The following is a 24076-nucleotide window of genomic DNA, read 5'->3' as shown; positions in this document are numbered from 1 at the left end:
CGCCGATTGGCGGCCCGCGTCATGAGCGACGATATCCGCAAGCCGGTGGATCCGGGCCGTCGCCGGGTGCTGTCGGGCCTGGCGGTGGCGACGGCTTTTTCGATCCTCAGCCCCTTCGCCCGTAGTGCCGGCATCGACTACCCGTTCACCCTGGGCGTGGCCTCGGGCGATCCACTGCCGGATGGCTTTGTCATCTGGACCCGCTTGGCGCCGTTGTTCAACGCGGCCGATGGGCGTGGCGGCTTGAACCGTTCGGTGCCGGTGCGCTGGCGGGTGGCCAGTGACGCGGCGATGAGGCGGATCGTGAAACAAGGCGAAGTCATGGCCACTGAGCGTTTCGCCCATTCCGTCCATGTCGAGGTCGCGGGGCTGGAGGCTGGGCGGCCCTATTGGTACCAGTTTGAAAGCCTCGGAGCACAGAGTCCGACAGGGCAGTCGCGCACGGCTCCACCTGTGCACGCGATGGCGTCGGCGCGGCTGGGCTTTGTCTCCTGTTCTCACTGGGAGCGCGGCTACTTCAGTGCCTACCGCCACCTGGCCGCGGAACAGCCTGACCTGGTGTTCTTCCTCGGCGATTACATTTACGAAAAATCCTATGCGCCCGACTCCGGCAAGATCATTCGCCCCCACAGCAGTGACGAGGCGCTGGACCTGGCGGGCTATCGCAACCGCTATGCCCAGTACAAGACCGATCCTGACTTGCAGGCGCTGCATGCCAGCGCGCCCAGCGTGGCGACCTGGGACGATCACGAAGTGCAAAACGACTACGCCAATCGCTGGTCCCAGGATCCGGGGACTCCGGTAGCCGCGTTCCTCAAGCGGCGAGCGGCGGCCTATCAGGCCTTCTACGAACATATGCCATTGCGCGCCACCAGCCTGCCGCGGGGGCCGGACATGCGCATCTATCGGAACCTGGACTATGGGCGACTGGCCCGATTCCATGTATTGGACGGCCGGCAGTACCGCTCCGAGCAACCGTGCATTGCGCCCAATGGCAGCCACCAGGGGCATATCGCCGAAGACAGTTGCCTGGATTTGCGCGACCCCGGGCGCACCATGCTGGGCTGGCAGCAGGAAGCCTGGCTGGACCAGGGGCTGGCCCGGTCCCGGGCGCAATGGAATGTGATCGCCCAGGACCTGCTGGTGGCGCCGCTGCTCCAGCACGTCCCGGCGAGCCAGGCGCTGGGGCACTGGACCGACGGTTGGGACGGCTACAGGGCGACTCGCGAACGGGTGCTGGCCTCCATCGAACGCCGGCGAGCCAGTAACCCGGTGTTCTGGGGCGGCGACATTCATTCGTTCTGGGTCACGGACCTGCATGCGCGCGCCCACGACCCTGACTCGCGGATCGTCGCCACTGAATTCGTCGGCACCTCGGTCACGTCCGACGGCCAGTCGTTCGACGCCATCCTGCCATTCAATCCCCATGTAAGGTTTTTCGAGAGCCGCTGGCGGGGATATGTGGCGGTGGAGCTGGAAGAACGGAAGATGCTGACCCACTTGCGGATCATTTCCGACCCCAGGGACCCGTATGCCAGTGTCTCGACCCTCAAGTCCTTTGTGGTGGAGTCGGGGCGGGCGGGGGCGATTGCGGTCTAGTCAGTTCCACTCAAAATGCTGGCCGGGCCAATCATTTTGAGTGGATATGCAGCGTTCAGAAGGTTGCGAAAAAACGCCGGTTTTCGAACGGCGCGGGCAGGGCAGGTGGCCCAGGACTACTGCTTTGGCTGCCAGGCCGTCGATTCGGCCGCGGCCTTGAACCTGGCGCGGTTTTCCGGGGTGGCCGGGGGTTCCGAGTCACCGAAGATCGCCTTGAGCCAATGGCCGTCGGTAGGGTTGGGGAAGAGGACGAACTTGCGGCCGAACTGCTCTTTGTCTTCCGTCATCAGGCTGTTGCGCTGCTTGACGTCCGCGACGTAGTACTTGCGTTTGAAGTCATTGAGGTTGTCGCCCAGCATGACCACCACTTCGTAGTCCTTGGCGATTTCCGTTTGCCGTGGCTCTTTGTTGGAGCTGTCGCGATAGACCGTCAGGTGTTGTTCATCGGCAAACGGCAGCTTGTTCTTGCGCAAGTTGGCCAGGGCATATTCCTTGGTTTTTTCGCCCTGGTCGCGGCTGGTGACGTAGAACACCTCGACCCCCTTCGATTGGGCGTAATTCAAGAACTCCACTGCCCCGGGCGTGGCGACCGGGCCATTGTCGGCGACCCACTGGTCCCAGGCGCCGTCATCGAAAAACTCTTTCCCCGAATTGATCATGTAGCCCCAGTAGCTGTTGCTACCCAGCACGGTATCGTCGACATCGCTGATGACGGCCAACGGTCGGTCGCCGTCCTTGCGGGCTTGCAGGGCCTGGTCCAGACGCATCCTGGCGATGTTGAAGCCTTGGTAATAAAGCGCCTCGAACTCAGCCGCCGTCTGCTTCCAGGCAACCGCCGCGGTCAAGAGATTGGAGGGGGAACTGGCAGCCTCTTCGGCAAACACAGGCGTCCACTGGAACATCAGAAGCGAGAAGAGCGCAGGGGTAATCAAGGCTTGGTTTATTTTTGATTTCATACTCGATACCTGAATGGAAACGGGGCGGGTAAATACGCAGCAGGGCAAAGATGGCGCCGCGCTGACCAATACCGCCAAGGGGTTCTATAGCACTCGGGTGCCCCGCTCAATACGGGTGTCGTGTTTTGAGATCAATGAGGCGTGATTCCGACTCAGGTCCCGCATGCAGAGGTTCAAGGCGCGCGCATCGCCGTGAAAATGGATTTTCCATTGCCGGGGCAAAGCCCAGAGCTCCAGGGGGACGCGCGTCAATATGCTGACTTTTTTTGACGCCAACAGCTTCATCTTAAAAATTAGACGTATTATTGACATGATGGCATTCGTATCCCAGTATCCGCTTCTGTTTTGCGTCATTTAACTGATGTTTTTTTGACGCCGGACTTCTGAGGCCCTCCAGAAAAAGGCGATACAGCCTTTGTTAAAGATCAGGTATCCACGGAAAGATCAGCCATAAGGCCAACAGCCATGGCTCATTTTCGTGGGGGTGCCGGCTTTAGACGGTGGGGGTTGCGATATTTTTTAGGGATGATCTATGTCTGCCAAACGAGTACTGGTAACCGGGGGGGCTGGCTTCATTGGTTCCCACTTAGTGGATGCGTTGCTGGCAAGAGGCTATGCCGTCCGGGTTCTGGACGATCTCTCTACCGGCAAGGTCAGCAACCTGCCGATGGACAGCGCGGCCTTGAAACTGGTGGTCGGCGATGTCGCCGATGCCGCGACCCTCACTGAAGCCATGCAGGGCTGCAGCGCGGTGGTGCACTTGGCGGCTGTCGCTTCGGTCCACGCCTCGGTCGAACACCCGGCAGCTACTCATCGGAGTAATTTCATCGGCACGCTGCGGGTATGCGAGGCGATGATCGCCGCGGGCATCCGTCGAGTGGTCTTTGCCTCCAGTGCCGCGGTTTACGGCAATAACGGGGAGGGCACCCCGATTGATGAAGACACGCCCACGTCCCCCCTGACGCCTTATGCCGCGGACAAGCTTGCCAGCGAGCACTACCTGAATTTCTATCGTCGCCAGCATGGACTGGAGCCGGTGATCCTGCGCTTCTTCAATATCTTCGGGCCCCGCCAGGACCCATTGTCGCCGTACTCCGGGGTGATCAGCATTTTCAGCGAGCGAGCGAAAAGCGGACGGCCGATCGTGGTGTTCGGCGATGGCGAGCAAACCCGCGATTTCGTCTATGTCGAAGACCTGGTGAAAGTCCTGCTCCAGGGCCTGGAACACCCCCAGCCCGCGGCTGATGCCACCAATGTCGGTCTCGGCGGGGTCACCACGCTCAATGACCTGATTACGGCCCTGGAACGGATCAGCGGCAAACCCCTAAGCGTGAGTCATGCCGCTGCCCGCTCGGGCGATATCCGGCATTCCAAGGCCGACAATCGCCGCTTGCGCGAACGCTTTGACCTGGGGTCGCCAACCACCGTGGCGGAAGGCCTGGCACGGCTTTACCACAGTCTTTAATGCCACGCCTTGCGGGCCCGGTTGCAGAGGGCTCGCGGGTCCGGTATCGCGCGGATTGATCTACTCAAGAGTGATTTATGGACATCGAGTTTCGCAGGGGGCGTGTTTGTAAAGGGGTACGGCGGCTGTTTACCGCGCTGGCGTTGTGTGCGACCCACTCGGTGGTGCAAGCCTCGCCGGCGGCGCCCGCCAGTGTCGGGTTCTGGTACGCCGATCGGCCACCGCTTCAAGAGTTGGCGCAGTTCGAATGGGTTGTGGTCGAGCCGGGCCATATGAGCACCGCCAATGTTGCCACCTTGCGCGAACTTGGCAGCCAGCCGTTCGCCTACCTGTCGGTGGGTGAGTTCGATGGCGACCGCGTCGCCCTGGACAAAGCGTCGCTGACCCGCAGCGCAAGCGCTACGCGTAACAAGGCCTGGAATAGCCAGGTCATGGATATTTCGACGCCGGCCTGGCGCGAACATCTGTTCAAGCGTGCCAAGGCGTTGCAAGGGCAGGGTTATGCCGGTCTGTTCCTCGATACGCTCGACAGCTTTCAATTGCTCCCCGAGGCTCATCGCGAACCGCAACGCAAAGCCCTGGCGTCGTTTCTGCGGGAACTGCACAGCCGCCAGCCGAACCTCAAGCTGTTCTTCAACCGGGGCTTCGAAGTGTTGGGCGAGCTCGATGGCGTTGCCTCGGCCGTGGCCGTCGAATCGATCCATGCCGGCTGGGATGCCTCAGCCAAGCGTTATCGCCCGGTTTCCGAGTCCGACCGCAACTGGCTTGAAGGTGAGCTCAAACCACTTCGCGCGAAAAACATGCCGTTGGTGGCCATCGACTACTTGCCGCCCAACCGTCGCGAAGAAGCGCGCAAGCTGGTTCGCCAATTGAGCCAGGAAGGCTTTATCCCGGTGGTCACCACCCCGGACCTCAACGCCATCGGCATGAGCACCGTGGAAGTACAGCCGCGGCGCATCGCCATGCTCTACGACCCGCGCGAAGGCGAACTCTACGATCACGCCGGGCACCGGATGCTTGGCGGTCTGCTGGAATACCTGGGCTATCGGGTGGACTATCTGCCGGCCGATGCCAGTTTGCCGTCCCACAGCTTCGCCGGCCTGTACGCCGGGGTGGTGGTGTGGATGACCAGCGGCCCACCCCAGGACAGCCGTGCCTTTAATGGCTGGATTGGCCAACGCCTGGACGAACAGGTACCGCTGGCCATCATGGCCGGCCTGCCGATCGAGGATCGCGCATTGCTCAAGCGCCTGGGGCTGAACCTCGCGGCGCCGGGGGCTCGCGGCGCACTGCGAGTGCTGAGCCAGGACAAGGCCCTGATCGGTGGCTTCGAGGCGCCGGTAGTGGCGCGCACCCGAGAGCTGACCCGTGTGACGCTGCTGCCCGACGGGCCGCAACCGGCCCTGTTGCTGGGGGATGAGCAGGGCGGCAAGTACGCCCCCGTGGCCATCGGCACCTGGGGGGGCATGGCCCTGGCGCCTTATGTGGTAGAGACCAATGTCGAGCGCAGCCGCTGGATTCTCGACCCCTTTGCCTTTATCCAGAAAGCCCTGCGCCTGCCGGCGCAACCGCGCCCGGACACCACCACCGAGAACGGCCGGCGGATCGCCACGGTGCATATCGACGGGGATGGCTTCCCATCCCATGCCGAAGTGCGCGGCACCCCTTATTCCGGGCGCCAGGTGCTGGATGACTACATTCGTCCCAACCCGTACCTGACCTCGGTTTCGATCATCGAAGGGGAGGTCGGGCCCAAGGGCATGTCGCCGTTCCTCGCCAGGGAGCTGGAGCCCCTCGCCCAGGAGATCTTTGCCGATCCCAAAGTCGAGGTTGCCAGCCACACCTACAGCCACCCGTTCTACCTGCAGCCGGAAAAGGCCAGGCAGGACGAGGACTTCCACGCCGAATACGGATTGCGCCTGAACATCCAGGGCTACAAGACCCTGGACTTCAAGCGCGAGATCGTCGGATCGCGGGACTACATCAACAGCCGCCTGACCACTGCGCAGAAACCGGTGAAGTTGCTCTTCTGGCCGGGGGATGCGCTGCCCAGCGCCGAGACCATCAAGCTGGCCTACGACGCCGGGCTGAAAAACGTCAACGGCGGGCAGACCATCCTGACCAAAGCCAATTCGTCGCTGACCGGCCTGTACCCCTTGTTGCGTCCCACCGAAGGCGGCTTGCAGTACTACGCCCCGGTGATCAACGAGAACATGTACACCAACCTCTGGAAAGGCCCGTATTACGGCTTTCGCGACGTCATCGATACGTTCGAGCTGACCGACAGCCCACGGCGCCTGCGCGGCATTCACCTGTACTACCACTTCTATTCGGGCACCAAGCAGGCGTCGATCAAGGCCATGGCCGATATCTACCGGTTCATGCGCGGCCAGCAGCCCTTGTCGTTGTGGATGAGCGACTACCTCGATCGGGTCCATGGCCTGTACCAGGCCAGCCTGGCCCGCACCGCCAATGGCGACTGGCAGGTCCGCGGCATGGACGGCTTGCGTACCCTGCGCCTGGACCCGGAGCTGGGCTGGCCGGATCTGGGGCGTTCGCGGAACGTGGCCGGTGTCCGCGATCTGCCCCAGGGCCGTTATGTGGCCTTGAGCGGCGACCATGCGCTGCTGGCCCTGCGGCCCGAGCGTGACCCGCGTCCGGCATTGGAGCTGGCGAATATTCCCTTGCGTGACTGGCGTTATGTGAGTGACCGACAGGTGAGCTTCTCTTTTGCCGGCCAATTCAACCTGGAGTTCTCGGTGCGTTCGGCCGGCGCCTGTCGGGTCGAGGCCCAGGGCCAACGTTATGCCGGCAAGTCCGAGCAGGGCCTGTGGCATTTCCAACTTCCCATGAAGCAGGTGAGTGATGCCCAACTCTTCTGCAACTAAGGCGCCACGCGCACGGCTGCTCAACCCCTGGGCATTGCTGCTGGTGGCGATGGTCGTCGGCGTGCTGCTGTGGGCGACCTATCGCAACGAAGATACCTTCCGTCCCACGCTCGGCCCCCCGGACGAAGTGTCCGCCAGCTATGCCGAGGTGCTGCTGGCGGCCCATCCGGAAAACAACGAATTGCGCACCCAGCTGCTCGACCTGCTGATTCAGCTGGGCGATTACCCGAGGGCGGAAAAGCACCTGGCCGAATGGCCGCAGGCCGATCCAGCGCTGAAGTCCTACTACCGCCTGCAACTGGATGCCCTGGCGCTGACCAACAGCACCGACGGCCCAGCGTTGCAGGCCCTGGCCGAACGTTTCAAGGCCTTTGACTACAAGAGGCTGCCATCCCCCCAGCTCGAGCGCCTGGCCACGCTGGCCTTGAGTGTCCAGGCCCCGGGGCTGGCCGCGGACGCCTATGCCGAACTGGCGCGTCGCGATCCAGGGCAGCGTGAGCATTGGCTGCCCGAGGCGGCGAAGTGGTACCAGGCCAGCGAGCAATCCGGACGCGCCGCCGACCTTTATGTGCAGTTGCTCGATGCCAGCCAGACGCCTGAAGCGCGTCGCCAGTTCCTGCAGGAAGCCTTCAACACCCTGGTGGCGGCGGATCGCGGCGCTCAGGCGGCCGAGCTGTTGGCCCGGGAACTGGCCGCGCAACCGGATGCGCAATTCGATGCTGCGCTGCTTGACCGGGGCGTCGATGTGGCGGTAGCGCACAAGCGTCCGGACCTGGCCGAGCCATTTTTCATCGCATGGCGCAAGTTGCAGCCCGACAACCCGGAAATCCTGGCCAAGGAGTTCAGGCAGCGACTGGCCTTCGGTGACCTCAAGGGCGCTCATGCGGCGGGCTCGCAACTGCTGGAGCAACATCCGGAGGATCCGTTGCTGCTGGAGCAGATGGCCCATCTCGCCGAATGGCGGGGCGACTCGGCCTCGGCGCTGGGCTACTGGATCAGCCTGAGCAAGCTGCGGGACAACCCGGCCGAGTTCGAGCACACCTGGCGCCTGGCGATGCAGAGCTACGACTTCGACCGGGGCATTCCGCTGCTGGCGGGGATCATGGACAGCCGCGCCCTGAGCAATGTCGAACTCGATGCCCTGGTGTACGCCGAAGAATCCCGGGGCACGCCCGAGCAGGCGGAAAAGTGGTTGCGCCGCTATGTCGCCAAATACCCGAAGCACCGCCTGGCCTGGGTCCGCCTGTTGCAGAACCTGGAAAACACCGAGCAGTACCCACAGCGGCTGGCGGTCTGGAAGAACTTCGCCAGCCGTTATCCGTTGACCAGCGCCGAGCGGGTGGACTGGGCCAACAACCACCTCAAGCTGTTTGACAGCCAGTCGGCCTGGAAGGTGATCACCGCGGTCGACGGCAACAAAATCAACGACCTCGACTACTGGCAGTCCCGTGCCGCGCTGGCCTGGGACCTGGAGTCGGACGATCAGCTGCAGCTCGCACTGGAGAAGATGCTGGCCATCAAGGGCTCGCTCAATACCGGCGACGAGAGTGAGCTGATCGCCCTCTATCGCACCCGCGATCCGCGCAAGGCCTTGCAGTTGACCGTCGACAGCTGGCGCCAGGGGCACCATCCGCGGCGCCTGGTCGCAGCCCTGCAATTGGCCCAGGAGCTTCAGGACTGGCCATTGGTGATCGATCTGCTCAAGGAGGCTGAGCAGTATCCGGAAGCCGCCGACTATTCCCAGGTCCTGGCAGCGCGCGGGGCGCTGCAGGTCCACCAGGGTCATCACGACGAGGCCCTGCGCCTGTATCGCCTGGGCTTGAGTCGCTTCCCGGAGGACAACACCTTCCGCGAACGCCTGATGTGGCTGTATGTCGACCTGGGGCGCACGGGCGAGATCAAGCCGCTGCTGCAGCAATGGCGTTCCCTGGCGCGCGGTGACAGCACGCTTTGGCTGCCGTTTGCCGCCGCCAGCCAGTTGCTGGGGCGCAATACCGAGGCCCTGGCCTGGTACCGCTTGTACCTGCAAGCCAATCCCCGGGACTGGATGGTCCAGGCGGCCTACGCCGATGCGCTGGAAGGCGCCGGTTATGCCGACTCGGCCCAGCGCCTGCGGCTCAAGCTCAATCGTCAGGTGACGCCCGAGCAGATCCGCGCCACGCCCCAGGGCTATGCGACCTGGCTGCGCCTGGTGGCCAGCAGCTACTCGTCGCGCAAGGCGCAGAACAAGGCGATGCAGTGGCTGGACGGCTCCAGGCCGATGCTGCAGCTGTGGTTCGAGCAAATGCTGGTGCGCCTGGATGACATCAATCAGTCAGCGCAGAAGGATGACTGGCTGGCCTGGGCCCGCGCCCGTGGCCTTAAGGTCAGTCGCTACGAACAGATCCAGCAAGCCCTGCGCGGCAACAATCGCCAAGCCCTGGAACGCCTGGTGGCCATCGATGGCCTGGACCCGGCGCAGCGGGTCGAGGCCCTGAACAGCCTGGGTCGTGGCGGCGAAGCGCTGGCCGTCGACCTGTCGGCGCTGGGCGAGGACCAGCCTCCCGCGATCCGTGAGCAATTGCGGCGCCAGGCCATCGAGATGACCGAGCGCACGCCCCAGGGCGTACAAATCGCCTGGGAACGCCAGGACTACGGCGGACTGCTGTTCAACGGCCCGCGCCTGAGCGCCGCGCGTTACCTGAATGACGACTGGTACGCCAGGCTCGTGGTGGAGCAGGGCCGATACAGCGGCGACACCCTCGATGAATCACGCCTGGGCAACGAGACCAATACCGGATTGACCTTGCAGCGGCAGTTGGAGGACGGCGACTACAAACTGATCTTCGACAGCAGCCTGCGCAAGGACGATGACCGCAACGGCCTGGGCGCCAGCCGCACCTGGCAGGTGGACAGCGGCAACGAACTGGACGTCGGCGCCGACTGGCACCGTAAGAACGAGGACAGCGGGCTGATGCGTGCCTTCGGCCAGCAGGACGATGTCTGGGTCGGCGGGCGGCATCGCTATTCGGCCCGTGACCAGTTGTCCTGGAGCCTGGCCCAGCGCTGGTTCTCGACCCGCAGCGGCGATGACCTGGGCAGTGGCCAGGCGTTGAAGATCGAGTTCGACCACACCTTGCAGTTCGAAGGGCCGAACTGGGCATTGCGCAGCGGCATCGACTACCAGCAAAACAGCCTGGACCACCTTTCGCTGCCCAACCTGGCCAATACCCTGGGCGGGGGCATCGACCTGGCGGGGGCCGGCCTCGAGGATCCGAACCAGATCACCAGCCAGACCCTGCTGCAAAAGCGCTACGGCCAGCTGTTCTTCGGCAGTTCGTGGCGGCGTGGCTTCCCGGGGGCACTGAACCGCACGCGTGGGCAGTACACCTGGCTGGTGGACGTCAGCTCAGGCTGGCAGTGGACCGACAACACCATCAACTACGCCATCAGTACCGGTGTCGGCACCGAGGTGATAGGGGATGACGAATTGGCGGTGACCTTCGGCTACCAGTCGGCCCCACAAGGCGGAACGGGCAAGTCCGGGGGCACGGCAGGTGTCAGCTACAGCGTCCGTTTTGGACGCTGATCATGGAATTCAAAGAGGAGTGAACCTTATGCAATCCATTCGTTGCGTGAGTCTGGCGATGGTCGCCTTGCTGATGGCCGGCTGCAGCAGCTTTACCGGTCAGGACAGCCCCGAGCTGTCGAAATCCGCCCGCTGGGGCGTGTTGCCACTGGTCAACTATTCCCAGACGCCCCAGGCCGGCGAGCGCAGTGAGCAGATTCTGCTTAGCGTACTGAGCAACCGGGGCCTGCAACCCCAGGTCTACAACAGCGCGGCAGGGCAGGGCGAACAAGCCCTGCTCGACGATAACGAGCGCCTGGCCGGAGCCATGGATTGGGCTCGCGAGCAGAATCTCGACTATGTGGTGTCCGGCAGCATTGAAGAGTGGCAGTACAAGAACGGCCTGGATGGCGAGCCGGCGGTGGGCATCAGCCTGCGGGTGGTCGAGGCGGGCACCGGCAAGGTGCTCTGGAGCAATAGCGGCGCCCGTGCCGGCTGGTCCCGCGAAAGCCTGGCCGGTGCGGCGCAGAAGGTGCTCGACAAGCTTGTCGGTGGCCTCAGGATCGAGTGACTGTCATGAGATCTCCACACATGGACTACGCGCTGGCGCCCCGCGCCAGCGGTCCGGCGTCATGGCTGGAAACTTTCCTGGTGACGGCCCTGGTCATCGGTGTGGGTCTGTGGCTTGCGCCACAAGACCCGCTGCAGGTGCAGGGTGAGTTTCCCTGGTCGGTGCTGGCGCCACTGTTGCTGGGTGTGCGCTACGGCTTTGTCCGCGGCCTGATCAGCGCCAGCCTGCTGGTGGCGGCGTTCTTCATCCTGCGCCAGTCGGGGCTGCCCGGTTACGCGCAGATCGCTCCCTCCTACATTGTCGGCGTGCTGGTCTGCGGCATGCTCGTGGGCGAGGTGCGAGACCTGTGGGAACGGCGACTGCTGCGCTTGCAGATGGCCAACGAGTATCGCCAGTACCGGCTCGACGATTTCACCCGGGCGCACCAGATTCTGCGGGTGTCCCACGATCGCCTGGAGCAGCGCCTGGCCGGCAGCGACCAGAGCCTGCGCAGTTCGTTGCTGGGCCTGCGCGATCGCCTGCGCGTGCTGCCCAATGGCGATGACCCGCTGAGCCTGCTGGCCGAGCCCGTACTGAGCCTGCTTGGTCAGTACGGCTCGTTGCGGGTAGCCGCGCTGTATCGCGTGGAGCAGGCCGGCCATGCGTCGCCGAACCTGACCCTGCTGGCCGCCACCGGGACCATGGGGCCCCTGGAGCACAATGACCTGCTGGTGCGCCTGTGCCTGGAGCGCGAGGAACTGGTGAGTGTGCGTGAAGAGCTGCTCGATAGCGGCGGGCAGGCTTCGGTGTCGTCCCTGCAGGCCTGTATTCCCTTGGTGGACACCCAGGGACAGGTGCTGGCGATCCTCGCGGTACGGCAGATGCCGTTCTTCGCCTTCCAGGAGCGCACCCTCAGCCTGCTGGCGCTGCTGGCCGGGCATATCGCCGACCTGCTGCGCTCTGACTTGCAGGTGCTGCAACTGGAAAGCGACGATGCCCAACACTTCACACGCCAGCTCAAGCGTTCGCTGGTGGATGTCGAGCAGCACGGCCTGTCCGGTTGCCTCTATGCATTTGAATCGACCCAGGCCAACGATGAACTGACGCGGCTTTTCGAACGCAGCCAGCGCGGACTGGACCTGCACCTGGGCCTTGCCAACAACCGCGGGCACGCTCTGTTGCTGGTGCTGTTGCCACTGACCAGTGCCGAGGGCGCCCAAGGCTATCTGGCGCGCCTGGGCAAGCTGATTCACGAGCATTTCGGCATGAGCGTGGAACTGGCCAGCCTGGGGGTCACCGTGCTGCCTTACGACCTGGAGTCGGCCCGGCGACGGGATGGGCTGCGTAACTTCCTGTACAACGAGTGTGGCCTGAATGATCAGCAAGTGGCTGTTTAGCGCAGCGTTGTTTTTCGAGGCGGGGAGCTGGGCCAGCCTGACGGCGCAGTTGCCCGACCCGCAGATCGCGCTGCTGTATGCAATGACCCACGGGATCGCCTGCGGCCTGCTGACGGCGGCGGTCTGGCGGCTGCTGCCGGCGCGCTATCGCACGCCGTTGCCGTGGAGTCCGCTGTTCATTTTCAGCCTGGCGTTCTTTGTCCCGCTGCTGGGCTCGGTGGGGGTAATTGCGGCGATCTTTCCGGCGCTGTATCTGCCCCGCAAGCGCGATACGCAGATGTGGCAGGCCGTCGGCATTCCCGGCCTGCCGTTTCGCGCGCAGTCCCATTTGCATTCGCCGACCTTCGGTGACAGTGGCTTGCAGGATGTGTTGCGTCACGCGCCGGACCCCGACCAGCGCCTGGCGGCGTTGCTCGCCACCCGCAGGATGCCGGGCAAGGAAGCGGTGCCGATTCTGAAGCTGGCCCTGGGCGATCCGAGCGACGATGTCCGTCTCCTGGCGTATTCGATGCTCGACAAACAGGAAACCGATATCAACCAGCGCATCCAGTCTTCCCTCGAACAGTTGCCCGGTGCCGCGCCCAGGAAGGCCGGCGCCCTGCATGCCACCCTGGCGCGCTGGTACTGGGAACTGGCCTACCTGGGCCTGGCCCAGGGCAGCGTCCAGCTGCACGTGCTGGAGCAAGCCGGCGAACATGCCAGGCTGGCGCTGGAGGCGGGAGAGGGCGGCGAGTTGCTGTTGCTGGCCGGGCGTATCGCCCTTGAGCGTGGCGATATCGACAAGGCGCGGCTGCATATGCACCAGGCCCAGGAAGCGGGCATGGACCCGGCCAAGGTCTTGCCGTTCCGTGCCGAAATCGCCTTTGAAAGCGGGAACTATGCCGAGATTCCCGCGCTGTTGAGCCGCTTGCCGCCGCAGATGCAACAACGTCCGCCCTTTGCCGGGCTGATAAGGACCTGGACATGAAGAAAACCGTCAACCCAACGCCCATCGCCGATGTCTGCCTGTTGCTCGAGGGCACCTGGCCTTATGTGCGCGGCGGTGTGTCCAGCTGGATTCACCAGATGATCCTCGGGCTGCCGCAACTGACCTTTTCGGTGTTGTTCATCGGTGGCCAGCGCGAAGCCTACGGTCAGCGCCGCTATGAGATTCCAGCCAACGTCGTGCACATCGAAGAGGTGTATCTGGAGCAAGCCTGGCGCAACCCGAAGCACAGGCGAGTCGCCCACACCGCGTCCCTGGAAGAATTGAGCAACCTTTACCGTTACCTGCACAACCCGGAAAAACCGGCCGCCGAGCTGGGCATTGGCGTGCTCGACTCCCTGGCCCAGGCGCGGATCACCCTGGATGACGTGCTCTACAGTCGCCCCAGCTGGGAGGCGCTGACCGAAGGGTACGAGCAGCACTGCGCCGATCCTTCCTTCGTCAATTATTTCTGGACCCTGCGCACCATGCAGTCGCCGTTGCTGATGCTCGCAGATGCCGCCCGGCGCATGCCGCGGGCGCGGGTCCTGCACTCGATTTCAACCGGTTATGCCGGGCTGGCGGGCTGCATCCTCAAGCAACTGTGGGGGTGCCAGTTGCTGCTCAGCGAGCACGGGATCTACACCAAGGAGCGCAAGATCGACCTGGCCCAGGCCAGCTGGATCGCCGAAACCAGCAACCAGGCACTCAACGACAGCATGGACACCGGCTCCGGCTACATCCGTATGCTCTGGGTGCGCTTCTTCGAGCGCATCGGTCATCTGGTCTACGACAGCGCCGACCAGATCATTGCCTTGTACGACGGCAACCGCCAGCGACAGATCAAGGACGGCGCACCGGCCGAACGCACCCAAGTGATTCCCAATGGCATCGACTTGCAGCTCTGGACCCAGGCCCTTGAGTCCCGGGCCGAAGGCATCGCCCCCGTGGTCGGACTGATCGGCCGGGTGGTGCCGATCAAGGACGTGAAGACCTTCCTGCGGGCCATGCGGGGAGTGGTCAGTGTGATGCCGCAGGTCGAAGGCTGGATCGTCGGGCCGCAAGAGGAAGATCCCGAGTACGTCGCCGAGTGTCGCAGCCTAGTGGCCAGCCTCGGGCTGGAGCAAAAGGTACTGTTCCTCGGGTTCCAGAAGATCCAGGACATCCTGCCGCAACTGGGCCTGATGGTGCTGACTTCCATCAGCGAGGCCCAGCCCCTGGTGATTCTCGAAGCCTGGGCCGCCGGCACTCCAGTGGTGAGCAGCGACGTGGGCTCCTGCCGCGAGCTGATCGAGGGCGGCGAAGCGTCCGACCGCGATCTCGGGCTGGCCGGGGAGGTGGTGGCGATCGCCGATCCCCAGGCCACGTCCCAGGCAATCATCGACCTGCTGCGCAGCCCCGAGCGCTGGAAGTCCGCCCAGGCCGCCGGCTTGTCGCGGGTTCACCGCTACTACAGCGAAACCTTGATGATCGAGCGCTATCGCAGGCTTTATCACAGCGCCATGGGCACCCTGCAAAAGGAGGCCGTGTAAATGGCCGGTATCGGTTTTGAACTGCGCAAGATTCTCTCGCGCGACTCCTACACGGCGACGCTGCATGCCTATGTCTATGCCGGCCTGATCAGCTCCGGGCCCTGGGTCCTGTCGATTCTCAGCGTGATGCTGGTAGGGGGCATCAGCCTTGGGCTGGTGGTTCCGGAGGTGGTGATCCGCCAGTTCCTGATCACTGTGACCTACCTGATGGCCACGTCGCTGATCCTCACCGGCGGCTTACAACTCTTCTTCACCCGTTTTGTCTCCGACCGCCTGTTCGAGCGCAAGTACGAGCAAATCCTGCCGAACCTGGTGGGCATGCTGCTGCTGGTGACCCTGGGGGCCGGGGTGCTGGGCATCCTCCTGTTGATCACCTTGTTCGACCAGGGACTGATCTACCGCCTGCTGACCCTGGCCAACTTCGTGGTGCTCTGCAACCTGTGGCTGGTGATCATATTCCTCTCGGGGATGAAGGCTTATAACCGCATCCTGCTGGTGATGCTGGTGGGCTATGGGCTGATGGTCGGCAGCGCATTCTTCCTCAGGCACCTGGGCATGGAAGGGCTGCTGCTGGCGTTGCTGCTGGGGCACAGCAGCCTATTGTTCCTGTTTCTCTACGACATCCTGCGCGAATACCGGGCCGAGAAACTGGTGGCCTTCGACTTTCTGGACCGGCGCCAGGTGTTTGTCAGCCTGCTGTTGACCGGGCTTTGCTACAACCTGGGAATCTGGATCGACAAGTTCATCTTCTGGTTCAACCCGCAGACCTCGAGCCAGGTGATCGGGCCGATGCGCGCCTCGATTCTTTATGACTTGCCGATTTTCCTCGCCTACCTGGCGATCATTCCTGGCATGGCGGTGTTCCTGGTAAGGATCGAAACCGACTTCGCCGAATGGTACGAGCGCCTGTTCCGGGCGGTGCGCGACGGCGAGACCCTGCAGCATATCGGTTCGTTGAAAGCCGAGATGACCTTCTCGATCCGTCAGGGCCTGCTGGAAATCTGCAAGGTCCAGGGGCTGACGGTGGTTCTGCTGTTTCTCTTTGGCCCGCGCATACTGGAGTGGCTGGGGATGTCCAGCTACTACCTGCCGCTGTTCTATATCGACCTGATCGGGGTGAGCATCCAGGTGGTGTTCATGGCGATCCTTAACGTGTTTTTCTACCTCGACAAACGGATGATCGTGCTGGAACTGTGCCTCTTGTTCGTGGCACTCAACGGCGCCTTGACCCTGCTGAGCCTGTACCTGGGGCCGAGTTTCTTCGGCTATGGCTTCACCTTCTCGCTGCTGCTTTGCGTGCTGCTGGGGCTGGCGCGGTTATCGACGGCGCTGGATGACCTGGAGTACGAAACCTTCATGTTGTCTCGTTGAAACTCAAGCCGGTCAAGCGCTGCCCGGCGGGTTGCAATCCTGGCGGTACGGCTCAAGCAGCCGGGCGGTGGCGCTCCAGAGTTCACGGCGCGCTGCCTCGTCCGTCGCAGGCTCGATTGGCGTGAGGGGGCGAGCCTGTTTGACCGATACGTAGGTTGCGGTCTGTCGGCCGAATGCGGGATCGGTCGCAAGCCGAACGATAATCCCGGCGCCTCGCTCGGGGTTACCGATGTTGAAGGCGTTGAGGAGTCTGGAGAGCCCGCCGGCAAAGCCCAGTTCACGCCCCAGGCCGGTCACGTTGAATCCGGGGCACAAGCAGTTGACTGCCACTGCGCTGCCCTTGAGTTGCCGCGCCAGCTCAAAGGAAAACATGATGTCCAGAAGTTTGGTCAGCCCGTAGATTCTGGAGGAGCCCCGCGCCGTAAAAGGCTCGGTATCGCGCAGGTCCTGCTCGATGTTCAAGCCACGGCTCTGACGCGATGCCTGCGAGGCAACAGTGATGATGCGCGATGGCGAGGACTTCACCAGCGTATCGCGCAGAACGTCGGTGAGCAGCCAGGGCGCAAAGTAGTTCACGGCCATCATTTCCCCGAATCCGTCGCGGGTGATCCGCTGCGTGAACGCGTGCAGCCCGGCATTGTTGATCAGCACGTCAATGCGCCGATGCTCGGAAGCGATGCGCCGGCCAGTCGCGGCGACAGCCGCCAAGTCAGTCAAGTCGACCTGATAAGTCGATACCGGCGTGCCTGGGGCTGCACGCTCGATGTCGATACGGGTCCGTTCAGCCTTGGTCGTATCGCGGGCGGTCAGGATCAGCTTCGCACCGCGGCGCGCCAGCTCCAGTGCCGCAAGCCGTCCGATCCCATCGGTCGCACCGGTGATCAGGATGGTGGGGCTATTCATTTTCTCAATCCCGACGGGTTGATGGTGGCGCGCTTGATCTTTCAATTCTGCGCCGTATCCCGGGCAGTTCTGGCCACGCGCCGTTTAACCTTTGACCTCAAGCGCAAGCTCGACAGCGCCCAACAACGCATCGCTGCTGAAGGGTTTACGCAGGCACTCGGTGGCGCCATAGCGGCTCGATGCGGCCAGCGCCGCTTCGTCCCAATGGGCCGACATGCAAATGACCGGAATTTTCCTGTCCATGAGCGCAAGGGCTTGCATGACCTCGATCCCCGACAGGCCGTGCATTTTCAGATCCAGCAGCAGGCAGGCGACGTCATCGAAGCTCGCGAGGGACAGGAACTCTTCACCCGAGACGAATACCCGGGAGGGATACCCGGCCGAGCGGAGCAGGTTGGCCAGGCTTTTCCGTACGGAGACATCGTCGTCCACGATGCAGACGATCGTCATGGGGCTGGCGGGCGATGCTGGGGCAGGGCGGCCGGCTTTCTCGCTCATGAAGAACCCTGCGGGCCAGACGCCGGGTCCGAGCCAATCAGGCCATACAGCTTGACGAGGCTGACCAGCGAGCGTGTCTGCATCTTTTCCATGATGTGCTTGCGATGGACCTTGGCCGTGACTTCGCTGGTGCCCAGCCGATTGGCAATGTGTTTGTTGGACAGCCCGGCGACGATCAGCGGCAGCACTTCTCGTTCCCGGGGCGTCAACAGGGCGGCTTTCTGACGGGCGCTCTGAATCCGTTGCCATTGCTCGAATGCCTTGGCTGCCCGCTGGCGAGTGGCGCGCAGCACATCCAGCAACTGATCGTCGTTGAACGGCTTGGTCAGGAACTCGACTGCGCCTGCTTTCATGGCCTGCACCGACATCGGGATAGTCCCGAAACCCGTCATGAAAATGACCGGCCATGGATGGCCGCGCTGGCCCAGCGCCGATTGCAGTTCCAGCCCCGTCGCCTCGGGCAGGCTGATGTCCAGCAACAGGCAAGCGGGGCCGATGTCGAGGTCGGCGTTGAGCAGTTCTTCGGCCGAGGCGAATATCCGGTGCACGATGCCTTCGGCGCGCAGCAGCCGGCTGAGCGCCGTGCGCACGGACGCTTCATCGTCCACGATGAACACCGGCACGCTGTCAGGATCGATCGTCGGCTGATCCTGGGACGCCAGGGGGCCCGGAACCATCGGATGGAACAGGGGCGGTTCACGTTCTTTCAATAATCGGTAACCTCGGCGTGGGATCGTCTGGATGAGTTCTTTTTCTCCGAGCAACTTGCGCAGCGAGGAAATCTGCACTTGCAGATTGTTTTCCTCGACGACGGTGTCGGGCCAGACCTGGGTGATCAATTCATCTTTACTGACGATCCGGCCATCGGCCTGCATCAGCACCGAGAGGATCTCGAACGCCCGTCCTCCAACACGCAGCGGCCGTCCATCAAGAAAGGCTTCGCGCTGTTCCAGGGAAATGGTGGCTTGACCGAGTCGGATCATGCGTTGCTCTGCACTATGTGGGGGAGAGTGACGCGCCAGCGTCGATTCATCTGGCACACACGCTAGGGGACGGCCCCGCATATTGCAATTATCCCGAGGGATAACACGCGCTGGATATGGCGTGAAAATCACCGGCAACAGGACAGTTCCACGGCCATCGTGGTGCCGATTACGGACAAGATCGTTCACTGCGGTTATCTGGCCAGAGCGCTGCATATACTCTCGAGGCTCAGCCTGAAACGACTCTTTAGCGGTGATTGTTCATGCCCGGCAGCGCGCCCTCATCATTCAGCTCCCACAATCCCGATCTCGTCCACGATGAAGCCTGGCTGGAGCGTTGTACCTTCGCCATGCTGCGTCGGGAAAACGACCTGACCTGGTTCGCGCTCCAGGACAGGCAATCGGGCACGCGCTGGCTCGCTGCCCGGGCACCGATCCAGCGGCCTGCCACCTGCCAGCGGCTGGAGCGCGATTTTCACCTGCGCCTGGATTCGGCCTGGGCGATCGCCCCTGTCGCGTTCATCCGCTCGGCCGAAGGGCCCTTGTTGGTCTACCCCGCGCCAGGCACGCCCTTGACCGATTTGATGGGCGCAGCAGCGTTGCCGTTGGAACGCTTCCTGGCCATCGCCGTTGCGGCAGCCAATGCGTTGGGCGGTGCGCACAAAGCGAGCGCGCGACATGCCAGCCTGCAACCCCACCACCTGATGGTGGACGCCGCCAGTTCGGTACGGCTCCTGGGTTTTCACGGCCATTGCGGGGAGGCGTCCGTCGCTCAATTGCCTGACCTGGAGCAATGGCCATATCTGGCCCCCGAGCAGGTCCGGCGCGACAATCCCGGTTTCGATGCGCGCAGCGATATCTACGCCCTGGCCACGATTCTCTATCAAGCGCTGACGGGCCATCTGCCGCTCACCGCCCGCGAACCGTCCCAATGGCTGCACGTGCATGCGGCTGTTCAGCCGGAATCACCGGCGGTGCATGTCGCCGATCTGCCGGAAGGGCTCTGCCGAGTGCTGCTCAAGAGCTTGGCCAAAGAGCCGGAGGCCCGCTATCAGAGCGCCGAGTCGATGGCCGCGGATCTTGCCTGGTGCCAGCAGCAGTGGCTCGAGCACGGGCGTGTCGATGCGTTCCGCCTGGGGGCTTTCGATACGACACCCGCCGCGATCCGCAATGCTGCCTTGTTCGGCAGGGAGGCCGAACGCATGCAATTGATCGAGCAGCTGGGCCAGGTTCGCAGCGATGGCATCGCCCGAGTCCTGCTGGTCGCCGGGGCGCCAGGTGCCGGCAAATCGACACTGATCCACCAGGGTGTCCGGCCCATGGCTCCCGGCTATTGGGCCAGCGGCAAGAGCAATCTGCTGCAGCAGGAAACGCCCTATGCGCCATTGGCGGAAATCTTCAGGTCGCTGATCACCCAGTTGCTCGGCAAGCCGGCCCTGGAGCTTGAGACGACGAGCCGGCAACTGGTCGAACGACTCAAGGGACGGGGCCGGCTCCTGGTGGAGCTGGCGCCCGAAGCCGAGCTGGTCATCGGTGCCACGCCCGAACCGCCCAATCTGCCGGCCCGGTATGCGCTCGACCACGCCAACCGGACACTGCTCGATGTGCTGGAGGTCTTCGCCCAGCCGGGACGCCCCTTGGTGGTGTTCGTGGATGACCTGCAGTGGGCGGACGATTCGACCCTGTCGTTCCTGCAGGCTTTCATCGCCCGGCCGCCCCGGCATCTGGTGCTGATCCTGGCCTACCGCGAGGCCGAGCCGCAGGCGCTCGAGCGTGAAGGTGGGTTGCTGCAGGTGCTGGGTGGCGAGCAAGGTATGCCGTACCTGAAGGTGATGCTGGGCCCCTTGTCGGTGCCCGCGGTGGCCGCGCTGATCGCCGCTGAACTGGACACCACCGCCGAAGACATCGAGGCGCTTGCGCCAGTGGTGCACTTCAAGACGGCGGGCAACCCGCTCTTTATCAGCCAGGTATTGAGGGCGTTGATCGATGAGCGCCTGGTGCGCTTCGACGCGAGGGATCGCCGCTGGGTCTGGAACCAGGCAGAAGTGGACAACTATCGCTACGCCGACAACGTCGCGGACTTGATGGTACAACGCCTCGAACGGTTGTCACCGATGGAGCGGGAAGTGATGCGCATGGCCGGATACGTCGGCAGGCGCTGCGAAGAATCGTTGTTGCCCCGGTTGCTGCCGGCGTGCGACCGGCAACGGATCGCCAGCGATGTGCAGGAACTGGTCAGTGCCGGTTTCCTGCTGCGCGAGCGCGAGTACCTGGTATTTCCCCATGACCGGGTGCTGGAGGCGGCCTGCCGGCTGCCGGCGCAAGCGGGGCAGGGGGCCGAGCACGCGCGCATCGCCGCCGCCATGCTCGATCAGTGGGGCGCGCATGCCCCGGAGCGGGTGTTCGAAATCGCCAGCCAGATTCAGCGCATCGACGTCGATGCATTGGACGAGCGTCGCCGCGCCGTATTCGTCGAACGGCTGGTGGAGGCCGCCGAGCAGGCCCGCAACACCGCCGCTGTCGAGCAGGCGGCGGGCTATTTGCGCACGGCCGAGACTCTGCTCGGCCAGGCGAGCGACCCGGCCCTCTATGCCCAGGCGTTCGCCACCCGCTGGCTGGCGGCCGAATGCGACATGCTCCTGGCCGATCTGGCCGGCGCCCAACGCCGCCTCGACGATTGCCTGGTCCACGCCAGGAGCGCGCTCGACCGTGCGAAAACCTATCGGTTGCGGGCCACGTTACGCACGCTGCACTGCGATTACGAAGGTGCGATAACCGAGGCCCTGACGGGGCTGGCGCTGCTGGGCATTTCTCTGCAACGGCGGCCCTCGCAGGAGCAACTGACCCAGGCCTTCGCTCAGGTGCGCACACTTGTCAGCCCACGGCGCATCGCCGACCTGGCGCAGCTACCCAAGGCCGATGACCCGCTTGTCGAAGCGACCATGGCGCTGCTCGGCACGCTGATTTCCTCCTTCTTCGTCGACGACGACATCCGCTTGCTGCATCTGGCAAAAATGGTTGAACTCACGCTGCTGCATGGCGTGACGCCGGGCAGTAGCTACGGGATCGCCTGGTTCGGCGTGATGATCGCCGAGCGCTATGGCGAATATGTCGATGGGCACGCCTTCGCCGAAGTGGCCCTGGAGCTCATCGACAAGTACGGCCATGAAGCCGGTCGAACCGGCACCCTGGTGGCGCTCGACCAGGTCAGCCCCTGGACCAGGCCAATGGCCTATGCCCTGCAGCGGGCCATGGCCGCATTCGAGTGTGGCCAGGCCGGCGGCGACCTGGGCATGTCCTGCTATGCCTGCAACCATATCGGCTCGGACCTGCTGTTCATGGGTGAACCCCTGCAAGAGGTGTTGAACGAGCTGGAGCATGGTTTGGCATGGGTGCGCCAGTTTCATTACATCGATATCGAGCGAATCCTGCTGGCGCAGCAATTGTTCGCCAGCGATTTGCGTAATGGGCGGCCGCACCGGCCGCTTGCCGAGCTGGACGGCACGGAGCACGACCGTTTCGGCCTTATCGATCACCGCAGCGTGTCGCAGCCGACCCTGTTCTTTTCGTCGCTGTATTCAGGCATGTCCGCGTTTTACTTTGGCGATATCCCTTATGCATTGCGGCGCTTCGAAGAGGTTGCCGCACTGGCCTGGTCTATTCCGGCGCATATCAACCTGGCTGATTACTACCTGTTTTACGGGCTGGCACTGGGCAGTGCGCAGGCCCCCGGCGATTTGGCCGATAAGCTGGAAAAGCTGGAGCGGCAACGCCAGCGGTTCCTGCAATGGGTCGAACTCAACCCGACGACCTTTCGCAGCAAGTTGCTGCTGATCGAAGGGGTGATCGCCCGCTTGCGCGGCCTGGAGCTGGCGGCTATCCGCTGCTTCGACCAGTCGCAGATCGCGGCGGCGGCGGCCGGGTTCATCCATGAGCAGGCGCTGGCGCACGAACAACTGGCCAATATCTGCATTCCCAACGGGCTGGTGTCTGGCGCCAATCACCACCTGCGGGTGGCGCGCGACTGCTACAGCCTGTGGGGCGCCGACGGCAAGGTGCGTCAGCTGGAGGCCCTGCATCCGTCCCTGGGCGCGCAGCCGTCGTTTGAGCCGATCCGGCCGGTGACTCAGGTCCGGCTCGATCTTGAAGCGGGCGTCGAGGTGGCCCGTGCGCTTTCGCAAGAGATATTGCTCGAGCGACTGGTTGAAACCCTGATGAATCACCTGATGATCCAGGCCGGCGCCGATAAAGGTGTGCTGATGATCGTCAACGACGCCGAGCTTCAACTGGCGGCCACAGCCTCTGTCGAAGCCGGCAATGTGCAAGTCGTGCTGGATGCCGGGCGGCCGCTTGAGGCGTTCGCGCCGGTCTCGGTGCTCAACGCGACCATGCGCACCCGCGCGCCCCTGGTGCTCGACGACGCCCAGGCCGACTGTCCCGAGGCCTACAGCGCCGACCTGCAACAGCGCCGCACGCGTTCCTTGCTGTGCCTGCCGCTGCTCAAGCAAGGCATGTTGATTGGCCTGGTCTATCTGGAAAACAGCCTGGTCTCCAGGCTGTTCAGTGCCGAGCGCCTGACCATGCTGGAGATTCTCGCTTCCCAGGCCGCGGTGTCGCTGCAGACCGCCAGCCTCTATGCCAGGCTGCTCGAAGACAACCAGCTGCGTGCGCAAATGGAGGCGGACTTGCGCAGCTCGCGGGCGGAACTTGCGCGCAGCTCGCACCTTAAGGTCATGGGCGAGCTTTCAGCGTCGATTGCCCATGAAATCAGCCAGCCGCTGCTGGGGATCTTGTCCAACGCCTCGGCCAGCCTGAGCTGGCTCAAGCGCGACCAGCCCGATCTGCAAGAGGCGATTCAGGGGCTGGAAGACATTCGCTCAGACAGCACCCGTGCCGCCAACATTGTCCAGGCGCTTCGCGCTCTTGCCAAACAGGCGCCCTTGCAGCGGTTGCCGGTGCGGATCGAAGACTTGATCCGCGAGGTCTTGTGCCTGACCGCGAGCGACCTGGAGAGCGCCAACGTGCGCCTGGAAACCCGGCTCGATACGCACTGCACGGTGTGGGTGGATGCGGTGCAGATCCAGCAGGTGGTGTACAACCTGATCACCAATGCATTGGAGGCCATCGCCGGAGCGGGGCAACAGGATGGGCGCATCGTCATCGACTCGGTCATCGAGGACGAGCATGTTCAGCTCTGCTTGCAGGACAACGGCCCGGGAATCGGCGCCCAGGAACGCGAGCAGATTTTCGATGCGTTCTACACCACCAAGGGCAATGGCATGGGCATGGGGCTGGCCATCTGTAGATCGGTGATCGGCGCACACGACGGGACGCTGAACCTCCAGGACAGTGAACAGGGGGCCAGGTTCTGTATCAGCCTGCCGCTTGCGCCGGCCAGCGGCGGATAAAAAAAGGCCGCGCAA

The 24076-nt window shown here is 63.6% G+C and carries 14 protein-coding genes; 10 read left to right on the top strand and 4 right to left on the bottom strand.

Features of this window, described 5'->3' with window-relative positions:
- The first annotated feature begins 21 nt into the window (after positions 1-21).
- Positions 22-1599, top strand: a complete 1578-nt coding sequence (locus tag C4K27_RS16265) for an alkaline phosphatase D family protein (RefSeq protein WP_053261259.1) — start codon at positions 22-24, stop codon at positions 1597-1599.
- Between the two features lie 116 nt (positions 1600-1715).
- Here C4K27_RS16265 and C4K27_RS16260 read toward each other — a convergent pair whose 3' ends face one another.
- Positions 1716-2555 carry a 5'-nucleotidase, lipoprotein e(P4) family gene (locus C4K27_RS16260; protein WP_007925533.1) on the bottom strand — a complete coding sequence of 280 codons (840 nt, stop codon included), beginning with the start codon at positions 2553-2555 and terminating at the stop codon, positions 1716-1718.
- A 532-nt stretch (positions 2556-3087) separates the two neighbouring features.
- Here C4K27_RS16260 and C4K27_RS16255 point away from each other — a divergent pair.
- The 8 genes from C4K27_RS16255 to pelG all read left to right on the top strand — a co-directional run bounded on the left by C4K27_RS16255 (position 3088) and on the right by pelG (position 16269).
- Positions 3088-4020, top strand: a complete 933-nt coding sequence (locus C4K27_RS16255) for a UDP-N-acetylglucosamine C4-epimerase PelX (protein ID WP_053261257.1) — start codon at positions 3088-3090, stop codon at positions 4018-4020.
- A 77-nt stretch (positions 4021-4097) separates the two neighbouring features.
- Positions 4098-6908, top strand: coding sequence for a bifunctional glycoside hydrolase/polysaccharide deacetylase family protein (locus C4K27_RS16250; RefSeq protein ID WP_053261256.1), 2811 nt, complete (start codon positions 4098-4100; stop codon positions 6906-6908).
- Positions 6886-10476: a tetratricopeptide repeat protein gene (locus C4K27_RS16245; protein WP_053261255.1), complete on the top strand. Its 3591-nt coding sequence runs from the start codon at positions 6886-6888 to the stop codon at positions 10474-10476. Before C4K27_RS16250 ends, C4K27_RS16245 begins: the two co-directional genes overlap by 23 nt.
- A gap of 28 nt (positions 10477-10504) precedes the next feature.
- Positions 10505-11026 (top strand): transporter, encoded by a 522-nt coding sequence (locus C4K27_RS16240; protein WP_053261254.1) that lies wholly within the window; start codon positions 10505-10507, stop codon positions 11024-11026.
- Positions 11027-11031: 5 nt separating this feature from the next.
- Positions 11032-12402: a PelD GGDEF domain-containing protein gene (locus tag C4K27_RS16235; RefSeq protein WP_053261253.1), complete on the top strand. Its 1371-nt coding sequence runs from the start codon at positions 11032-11034 to the stop codon at positions 12400-12402.
- Positions 12380-13369: a HEAT repeat domain-containing protein gene (locus C4K27_RS16230; protein WP_053261252.1), complete on the top strand. Its 990-nt coding sequence runs from the start codon at positions 12380-12382 to the stop codon at positions 13367-13369. Before C4K27_RS16235 ends, C4K27_RS16230 begins: the two co-directional genes overlap by 23 nt.
- On the top strand, positions 13366-14898 hold the full coding sequence (pelF, locus tag C4K27_RS16225; RefSeq protein WP_053261251.1) for a GT4 family glycosyltransferase PelF: 1533 nt from the start codon (positions 13366-13368) through the stop codon (positions 14896-14898). Before C4K27_RS16230 ends, pelF begins: the two co-directional genes overlap by 4 nt.
- Complete coding sequence (pelG, locus tag C4K27_RS16220) at positions 14899-16269, top strand: exopolysaccharide Pel transporter PelG (RefSeq protein ID WP_053261250.1); 1371 nt, start codon at positions 14899-14901, stop codon at positions 16267-16269.
- A 12-nt stretch (positions 16270-16281) separates the two neighbouring features.
- Here pelG and C4K27_RS16215 read toward each other — a convergent pair whose 3' ends face one another.
- From C4K27_RS16215 to C4K27_RS16205, 3 genes are all read right to left on the bottom strand, one after another.
- Positions 16282-17172 carry an SDR family NAD(P)-dependent oxidoreductase gene (locus C4K27_RS16215; protein WP_053261249.1) on the bottom strand — a complete coding sequence of 297 codons (891 nt, stop codon included), beginning with the start codon at positions 17170-17172 and terminating at the stop codon, positions 16282-16284.
- Positions 17173-17256: 84 nt separating this feature from the next.
- Positions 17257-17622, bottom strand: coding sequence for a response regulator transcription factor (locus tag C4K27_RS16210; RefSeq protein WP_053261597.1), 366 nt, complete (start codon positions 17620-17622; stop codon positions 17257-17259).
- A 44-nt stretch (positions 17623-17666) separates the two neighbouring features.
- Positions 17667-18653, bottom strand: coding sequence for a response regulator (locus tag C4K27_RS16205; RefSeq protein WP_053261248.1), 987 nt, complete (start codon positions 18651-18653; stop codon positions 17667-17669).
- Positions 18654-18916: 263 nt separating this feature from the next.
- On the opposite strand from C4K27_RS16205, the gene C4K27_RS16200 reads away from it, so the two are divergent.
- Positions 18917-24061 carry a trifunctional serine/threonine-protein kinase/ATP-binding protein/sensor histidine kinase gene (locus tag C4K27_RS16200; RefSeq protein ID WP_409372756.1) on the top strand — a complete coding sequence of 1715 codons (5145 nt, stop codon included), beginning with the start codon at positions 18917-18919 and terminating at the stop codon, positions 24059-24061.
- The last annotated feature ends 15 nt before the right edge of the window (positions 24062-24076 follow it).

The organism is Pseudomonas chlororaphis subsp. chlororaphis, assembly GCF_003945765.1.
Taxonomy (GTDB): Bacteria; Pseudomonadota; Gammaproteobacteria; order Pseudomonadales; family Pseudomonadaceae; genus Aquipseudomonas; species Aquipseudomonas chlororaphis.
This window is presented reverse-complemented; position numbering and strand designations above follow the sequence as displayed.

Bases quoted from the DNA above. Each gene is read 5' to 3' on its own strand.
- C4K27_RS16265 (WP_053261259.1), top strand. From the start codon at position 22: ATGAGCGACGATATCCGCAAGCCGGTGGATCCGGGCCGTCGCCGGGTG.
- C4K27_RS16260 (WP_007925533.1), bottom strand. From the start codon at position 2,555: ATGAAATCAAAAATAAACCAAGCCTTGATTACCCCTGCGCTCTTCTCG.
- C4K27_RS16255 (WP_053261257.1), top strand. From the start codon at position 3,088: ATGTCTGCCAAACGAGTACTGGTAACCGGGGGGGCTGGCTTCATTGGT.
- C4K27_RS16250 (WP_053261256.1), top strand. From the start codon at position 4,098: ATGGACATCGAGTTTCGCAGGGGGCGTGTTTGTAAAGGGGTACGGCGG.
- C4K27_RS16245 (WP_053261255.1), top strand. From the start codon at position 6,886: ATGCCCAACTCTTCTGCAACTAAGGCGCCACGCGCACGGCTGCTCAAC.
- C4K27_RS16240 (WP_053261254.1), top strand. From the start codon at position 10,505: ATGCAATCCATTCGTTGCGTGAGTCTGGCGATGGTCGCCTTGCTGATG.
- C4K27_RS16235 (WP_053261253.1), top strand. From the start codon at position 11,032: ATGAGATCTCCACACATGGACTACGCGCTGGCGCCCCGCGCCAGCGGT.
- C4K27_RS16230 (WP_053261252.1), top strand. From the start codon at position 12,380: ATGATCAGCAAGTGGCTGTTTAGCGCAGCGTTGTTTTTCGAGGCGGGG.
- pelF (WP_053261251.1), top strand. From the start codon at position 13,366: ATGAAGAAAACCGTCAACCCAACGCCCATCGCCGATGTCTGCCTGTTG.
- pelG (WP_053261250.1), top strand. From the start codon at position 14,899: ATGGCCGGTATCGGTTTTGAACTGCGCAAGATTCTCTCGCGCGACTCC.
- C4K27_RS16215 (WP_053261249.1), bottom strand. From the start codon at position 17,172: ATGAATAGCCCCACCATCCTGATCACCGGTGCGACCGATGGGATCGGA.
- C4K27_RS16210 (WP_053261597.1), bottom strand. From the start codon at position 17,622: ATGACGATCGTCTGCATCGTGGACGACGATGTCTCCGTACGGAAAAGC.
- C4K27_RS16205 (WP_053261248.1), bottom strand. From the start codon at position 18,653: ATGATCCGACTCGGTCAAGCCACCATTTCCCTGGAACAGCGCGAAGCC.
- C4K27_RS16200 (WP_409372756.1), top strand. From the start codon at position 18,917: ATGCCCGGCAGCGCGCCCTCATCATTCAGCTCCCACAATCCCGATCTC.